The following is a 6,146-nucleotide window of genomic DNA, read 5'->3' as shown; positions in this document are numbered from 1 at the left end:
TGGTCCTGAAAACCTTCCTGACCGGGAACGGCTATTGGCGAGTTGATGCAGCCATTGAGATCACCGGCCAGTTCAAGGACCTGGCCCCGTCGATCAAGGAGCCGGAGGCGTGCGCAGCGCTGACCGAATGGACCCGCATTCACGAGACATGGGGCTACAAGCTCCCCGGCGATCCCGGTGACCTGTGGGAATGGCTGCTGGAACAGCCACCGCATGAGCTTCTGGAACTTCTGGCCGTCGTCACCGCCGCCAATATCAATGCCGTCGAGGCCAAGCACGATCACGACCGCGACCGCCTCGCCCATGCCGATCAACTGGCCGCTGCCCTGAAACTCGACATGAACAGCCATTGGGAGGCGCAGGCTCCGTTCCTGTCCCGGCTGTCCAAAGCTCAGATTGCCGAAGTCATGGAGGATGCCGATTGCGGGAAAGCCGCGATCAAGGCGGCGGCCAAGGCCCCGAAAGCCGAGGCCGTGGCGCTGGCGGAAAAGGCCCTTGCCGGAAAGGCATGGCTCCCCGGTCCGCTGCGCTCGAACGTTGTTGATGAACAGCAGAACCAGGACGGCCAGCAGGCTATGGCTGCTGGGTAGTTGTAGGTGGGAAATGCAGCCCGTTTCTCACAAACAAATAGAACCCGGCGCTTGCGTCGGGTTTCTGCAAACAAAAAGATAGCAAATTATAATCTGTTTATAAGCAATATACAGGCCGCGCGAGCTGGTTCAAGCCGGGATCGACCCGGCCCAAACCAGTTGAGAGGCGCCCGCGCCCCGCCTCTCAAACGCTCCCCCACTCTTCCCTTTTTGAGTGAGCGACTGCTAAAGGCCACCACTGCAGATTTGCACCTTGCAGAATCAGTCCGAATCGCAGTTTCTTGTAACGATGAGCACAGCGAAACCAGTCAGAGAAAAAGTGGCGGCCCATCGCCAGCGTTTGCGTGATGCGGGGCGGATCTATGTCAACACCGATCTCCCTGCGGACTTGGTGGACTGTCTTGATAAGATCAAGGCAGAACGCGGACTGGCATCGCGGGCTCAGGTGTTTGAATTAGCTTTAAAGGCGTTTGTCGAAAATGAAATGAGGGCATAACGAAAAAACCCCTCGCCGCTGGTAACGGCTAGGGGTTTTCGGTCAGTTACGACATCGGCTTTTGAGGCCTCTCAATCTAGTCCTCAAGATAGTCGAGTGTTCAAGAACCTGCAAGAGGTGTCTCTTGTCGGAACGATGAATCTTTGTCCGCTGTCCACAGTCGTGCCCGCCTGAAAAAGGAGGCGGAAAAGGCCATGTTTGAACAGATTGGGGCGGTGCTCGAAAGAGCACCAGCCGAGCGGGAACGCACACCCGTTCGGCGGCAGAGCCGTGCGCGCGGCCGATGCGAAGGTGTCTTCTGGCGACGGACCAACCGACAGGACGTGCGCACGATCGTGCTGGCGGCACGACGCTATGAATTGGCAGGCCGGCAACCTGGTGCTCGCAATGGACCCTTGGGAGGCGTGGCGATCGAGCTGCTGGAGCTGTTTGCCAATCTCGTTGATTTCCGTACTGGTCGGCTGGAGCCGTCGATCGACACGCTCATGCTTAAGCTCAGGCGCTCGCGTGACGCGATCGTGAGGGCGTTGAAGAACCTGCGTGCCCATGGCTTCCTCGACTGGCTGCGGCGCTATCAGCCGACAGGCAACGAGGGGCGCGGCCCCCAGGTCCAGCAAACCAGCAATGCCTATCGCATGTCCCTGCCAGATCGTGCGCGGCAGCTCCTCGGACGTTGGGGTGTGGCCCCTCCGCTTCCAGACGATCATGTTCAGGCCGAAGCAGAACGCGCCGCTGACATCGAGGCGCATCGGGTATCGCTCGATATTGAAGCCCGAACCCTGTTCGATGTTGGCGATAATCCGTTGGGCCAAGCGCTTGCTCGCCTTGGAAAGGCAATCAAGCTACGTGAGTCCGTCAGACAGACTGAATCCTTGTCTGGTTCTATAAATAATAGAAAAGAATAAGCGGACGTCGCCGTTCGGACCTCTTGCGAGGTCCTGCGACGGTTCCGGCCCGCGCTTATTGCGGGCCGGCTCGGCATCTGCAGCATCAAACAACGCAGCTTCGCACCTGCGGCCAATGTCCTATGGCTCTTGAAAAAGAGAAGAGGAAAAATTGGGTGCAAAATAATTTAGCAGCTCGTAAGCTTCTAGCTTTTTATTTTCTGATAGAAAGCTGTATGTAAATTGTTTATAAATACAAAGCTGCTAGCTTTCAGCTAATTAGCAGATTTGGAGATGCGCGATGCCAGTCATTTCATTCGTGTCGAGCAAAGGCGGAGTCGGCAAAACAACGTCTGCCGTCGTGCTCGCCGGCGCGTTCGCTGCGGCCGGCCGCAAGGTGGTCCTGATCGACGCCGACCCCAACCGCCCGCTTGAAGCCTGGGCGCGCCTGAAGGGCACGCCGGACACCGTGCAGCTTATGATCGATGATTCCGCTGAGACCATCATCGATACCATTGAAGAGGCTCGGGCAAATGCTGATTTTGTCATCGTCGACCTGGAAGGCACGGCGACCGACCGAATTGGTTTTGCGATTGCCCGCTCGGATCTCGTTTTAATCCCGCTCCAAAGCTCTGTGCTCGATGCATCGGAGGCCGCTAAGTCCGTAAAGCTGGTTCACCAAATGCGGAAGGTCGCCAACCGCGATATTCCTTACAGGGTGTTCTTTACACGCGTCCCACCCGCTATTCGCGAGCGGACCGCTCGCGACATCGATCGACAGTTTTCCGACGCGGCAATACCGGTCTTGCCTGCAACTCTGGTCGACCGCGCTGCTTACCGTGCACTGTTTTCTCTCGGTGGAATACTCCACGATCTGGAAACGTCCGACGTTTCGGGATTGCAGGGTGCCAAGGAAAATAGCCGTGATTTTGCCCAGGCTGTTATCAACGCTTTGAGAGGAGAGGGAGCATGAGCACTGACGATAAGAAGCGCGCAACCCTCGATTTCGGGGGTCTGGACAACACGCCAGCGCCGCCAGTCGATAACAATGCCGTTAAGGCCGCGACCAGGGCCGCGGGGTTTAGAGAAACACCCAAAGCTGCCAGTTCTGAGGCTGCCCCGTCCATTCGGACCATGCGCAGGACGCGTCGGAAAACGGGACGTACAGAGCAATTCGCGACTCGCCTTCGCGCAGAAACTATCGAAGCGATTTACAATTATGCGGATCAGCACGAGATCACGCTGGCAGAAACCATTGAGCGAGCAGTTGAAGCTCTCAAAAGAGGGGCGGAATGAAGCTCTTGAAGGGTAACGCTCAGCGTTATATATTTGAGGGTAAGGAACCGGCGTGAGAGTTTTCAAAAACGGCTGGTTTCAGAAATTTGCTCGAAAGGAGGAAATCTCCGACACCATGCTTTGTGAGGCTGTTGCGCGCGCCGAACGCGGTCAGATCGATGCCGATCTGGGGTCTGGTCTCATCAAGCAGAGGCTTGCCCGGCCAGGTGCGGGAAAGTCGGGTGGATTCCGGACGTTGGTTTTCTTCCGAACGCAGCAGAGGGCTGTTTTTGCATTTGGCTTTTCCAAGAGCGACATGGCCAATCTTGATGATGCCGATGAGGCTTATCTGAAAAAGGCCGCGAAGCTGGTTCTAGGATTTACAGATGAACAGATGGACGCGGAAATCGCTGCGGGGCGTATGTTAGAGGTGAAATGCGATGAGTAAGACCTACAAGAGTGAGGCATTGGCAGCCGTCCACGAGATGATGGAAGGTTTCTACGAGTCCGGAGCGATCGACAAAAAGACGATGCGCGAATTTGATGAAGGCTGCCTGACAACCGTGGCCCCCCTGACTCCGGAAGAAATTCGCACTATCCGTGAGCGCGAAAGCATTTCTCAGCCTGTTTTTGCCCGCTATCTCAACGTCAGCAAGGGGCTGGTTTCGGATTGGGAGCGTGGGGTTAAGAGGCCGAGCGGCCCCGCACTCCGCTTGTTGACGGTTGTTCGCAACAAGGGCTTACAGGCGATTGCTTGATTGTGCGGCGTGAGCCGCGCTCGCCCCGAAGGGGACGCGCTTCTCCATAGCGCCGAAGTGACCAGAGGTGCGTCCAGTGACAATGCCCCGGAGCTCAGCGACGGGACTGCTTTTTCCATTGAGCGGGCTCGGGCAGTGGGCTCTTGGATTTCTCTCGCATTCTCTCGAACATGTCTTCTCCTGAGATCCCCGGCCGCGGATCGTTGATCGCCGACTGCATGCTGCACTTCAGCAACTCGTTTCGTAGATCGACATGAAGCTCTGTATCCTGCGCCTCGCCCAGAAGAACGAAGGTGGCCTCGGAGGGATCAAGGAAGTGACCCTGCTCGATGCGATCAAGCAACCACAGGGCAAGCGAAGGCGGAAGATAGACCTCAAATTTTAGGCCGCCCTTTCTAGCCCGGTCGTGAAGCCGTCTTGCCTGATCGACCGCATAGGCCTTGTCAGCGGGATGGGGCCATTCATGGCCTCCGTCGTCCTCGTGATCTTTCGTCATGCCGCTTCAAACATCCCTTCAAATTCTTGATCTGCATAGTACGCAAGCTTTGCGGCAACGATTGGCCTTTGCCCCGCGATGAACAGCAGTTGCAGGCGTGTTGACATGTTGCGCACCTCGTCTGGGGTCAGCAGTGCGCGGGCTGCGTGGTGCTGGCTATATGTAATGCCTGACTGTTCGGCATCGATCGCGCGCGCCATGGTCTGGAAGACCACAGTTTCCTGTCCGAGGAGATCGGAGACGAGACGAGCGCTGTCATGATCGTTGACGCCAAAGACCTGGAGAACGCCAGCATTGGAGAGGAAGGTGCCAGCGCGCTTGCCGTAGGTCGCGCGCAGTTGGTGCACGTCCTGGAGGATCGGCCAGAGCTGAACGCCGTAGCCTGCCATGAGGCCCATGGCACGCTCCACCGGGGCGAGGTGACCAAGTGCTGCAAACTCGTCCAGGAGATAGAGCACAGGGTTTGCCGGTTTCGTCGGATCCCGTGCCATATCGGTAAGACTCTGGCTGACAATCAGGCGCAACCAGCGCGAATAGGTCGACAGGCGATCCGGGGGCAGAACTAGAAAGACCGAGACATTGCGGCGCTTGAGATCGGCAAAGTGGAAGTCCGAGCGTGAAAGGACAGTGGTCATGCGCGGACTGTCGAGAAAATGGGTGTGGCGCTGTGCGGCGGATAGAACGCCGGCAGCTTCCCGATCGGATTTGCCGAGGTGGCGATTGGCGGCCCGCGCGATAAGCCCGCCCGCATCATCGCTCTCCTGCATGCGTTTGAGGAGGGCGGTAAAGTGCTCCGGTGCTAGCGTGAGATATTCGCGCAACGTGCCAAGATTGCGCCGGCTGCTTGTCTCACGCGCGACGATCTCCAGGATTAGCCCTGAGATCAGCGCTTTTGCCTCCTCATTCCAATGGGCTTCACCAGCCATGCCCGGTTCGTCGAATACAAGCGCGTCGGCCAGTGTGCTTGCATCTTCTGCAACATCAAGTCCATTCGGCTCTAGGGAGCTCAGCGGATTGTATGCGGAGGAGGGGAGACCTGTGACGCCGAAGGGGTCGAGAATGTGAACCGGGCCAAACTGTCGGCGAGCACGGCTGGTAATGCTGGCATTCTCGCCTTTGGGATCGATGCAGATCACCGATCGGTCCGCGGTCAACAGATTAGGAATGATGGTGCCGACACCCTTACCGGTGCGGGTTGGTGCCATGGTCAGAAGATGAGATGAACCTTGGTAGCGGAGGAGCTCACCTGACTTGGTGTTGCGGCCGATCAGCAAGCCAGAAGGCGTGGCTGATAATGGCACCACTTCCTGATTGGTGGCAAAACGCGCCGAACCGTGCGTGTCCTCAGCCATATCCCCGAAATGCATGATCAGAGGGTCGGTCATCAGCCGGAATGCAAGCGGTATAAGGATGACGATCAGAACGACGGTGATGATCGCCCTGACGACTTCTTTGGGAAGCTCCAGTGGTGCCAGAAGCAGATCGCCGATGATGGCAATGACCACACCAGTGATGCCTAGAAGTGTGATGCTTCCAAGAACGGTCTTGAAGCCACGGAAGGGTGCCATGATCAAGGCAACGAGGGCCCAGATGGGATCGCGGGCAGCGCGCCGTATCATGTTCTTCGCCGCTGCCCATGCACGTGAT

General features: G+C 57.5%; 8 protein-coding genes and 1 pseudogene. 7 read left to right on the top strand and 2 right to left on the bottom strand.

The features are described from left to right. The 7 genes and pseudogenes from FAA86_RS24775 to FAA86_RS23895 form a co-directional block, all read left to right on the top strand. Positions 1–590 (top strand): annotated as a pseudogene (locus FAA86_RS24775) (ParB/RepB/Spo0J family partition protein); the annotation flags it as partial. Between the two features lie 253 nt (positions 591–843). Next, entirely contained in the window at positions 844–1,086 is a 243-nt protein-coding gene (locus FAA86_RS23920) for a hypothetical protein (RefSeq protein ID WP_136543779.1), read from the top strand. A 194-nt stretch (positions 1,087–1,280) separates the two neighbouring features. Next, the gene (locus FAA86_RS23915) at positions 1,281–1,991 is read left to right on the top strand and encodes a helix-turn-helix domain-containing protein (protein ID WP_136543777.1); all 711 of its coding nucleotides are present in this window, start codon (positions 1,281–1,283) and stop codon (positions 1,989–1,991) included. Positions 1,992–2,271: 280 nt separating this feature from the next. After that, on the top strand, positions 2,272–2,943 hold the full coding sequence (locus FAA86_RS23910) for a ParA family protein (RefSeq protein ID WP_136543775.1): 672 nt from the start codon (positions 2,272–2,274) through the stop codon (positions 2,941–2,943). Further along, a complete protein-coding gene (locus tag FAA86_RS23905) occupies positions 2,940–3,266 on the top strand; it encodes a stability/partitioning determinant (protein ID WP_136543773.1) in 327 nt (108 codons plus the stop codon). The genes FAA86_RS23910 and FAA86_RS23905 overlap by 4 nt, the downstream gene beginning before the upstream one ends. 52 nt (positions 3,267–3,318) lie before the next feature. Next, entirely contained in the window at positions 3,319–3,693 is a 375-nt protein-coding gene (locus FAA86_RS23900; RefSeq protein WP_136543771.1) for a type II toxin-antitoxin system RelE/ParE family toxin, read from the top strand. Further along, entirely contained in the window at positions 3,686–4,003 is a 318-nt protein-coding gene (locus tag FAA86_RS23895) for a helix-turn-helix domain-containing protein (RefSeq protein WP_097143449.1), read from the top strand. The genes FAA86_RS23900 and FAA86_RS23895 overlap by 8 nt, the downstream gene beginning before the upstream one ends. A gap of 94 nt (positions 4,004–4,097) precedes the next feature. Here FAA86_RS23895 and FAA86_RS23890 read toward each other — a convergent pair whose 3' ends face one another. Together FAA86_RS23890 and FAA86_RS23885 are read right to left on the bottom strand one after the other, a co-directional pair. After that, positions 4,098–4,499: a hypothetical protein gene (locus FAA86_RS23890; protein WP_136543769.1), complete on the bottom strand. Its 402-nt coding sequence runs from the start codon at positions 4,497–4,499 to the stop codon at positions 4,098–4,100. Further along, a complete protein-coding gene (locus FAA86_RS23885) occupies positions 4,496–6,118 on the bottom strand; it encodes a type IV secretory system conjugative DNA transfer family protein (protein WP_136543767.1) in 1,623 nt (540 codons plus the stop codon). The genes FAA86_RS23890 and FAA86_RS23885 overlap by 4 nt, the downstream gene beginning before the upstream one ends. Between the last annotated feature and the right edge of the window lie 28 nt (positions 6,119–6,146).

It is taken from the genome of Rhizobium rosettiformans W3 (assembly GCF_004912135.1).
Classification (GTDB): domain Bacteria; phylum Pseudomonadota; class Alphaproteobacteria; order Rhizobiales; family Rhizobiaceae; genus Allorhizobium; species Allorhizobium rosettiformans.
The sequence above is the reverse complement of the archived record's forward strand: the minus strand, read 5'-3'. Positions and strand labels throughout refer to the sequence as shown.

Excerpts from the sequence above, each read along its gene's own strand:
- FAA86_RS23915 (WP_136543777.1), top strand. The coding sequence starts at position 1,281 with ATGTTTGAACAGATTGGGGCGGTGCTCGAAAGAGCACCAGCCGAGCGG.
- FAA86_RS23910 (WP_136543775.1), top strand. The coding sequence starts at position 2,272 with ATGCCAGTCATTTCATTCGTGTCGAGCAAAGGCGGAGTCGGCAAAACA.
- FAA86_RS23905 (WP_136543773.1), top strand. The coding sequence starts at position 2,940 with ATGAGCACTGACGATAAGAAGCGCGCAACCCTCGATTTCGGGGGTCTG.
- FAA86_RS23895 (WP_097143449.1), top strand. The coding sequence starts at position 3,686 with ATGAGTAAGACCTACAAGAGTGAGGCATTGGCAGCCGTCCACGAGATG.
- FAA86_RS23890 (WP_136543769.1), bottom strand. The coding sequence starts at position 4,499 with ATGACGAAAGATCACGAGGACGACGGAGGCCATGAATGGCCCCATCCC.
- FAA86_RS23885 (WP_136543767.1), bottom strand. The coding sequence starts at position 6,118 with ATGATACGGCGCGCTGCCCGCGATCCCATCTGGGCCCTCGTTGCCTTG.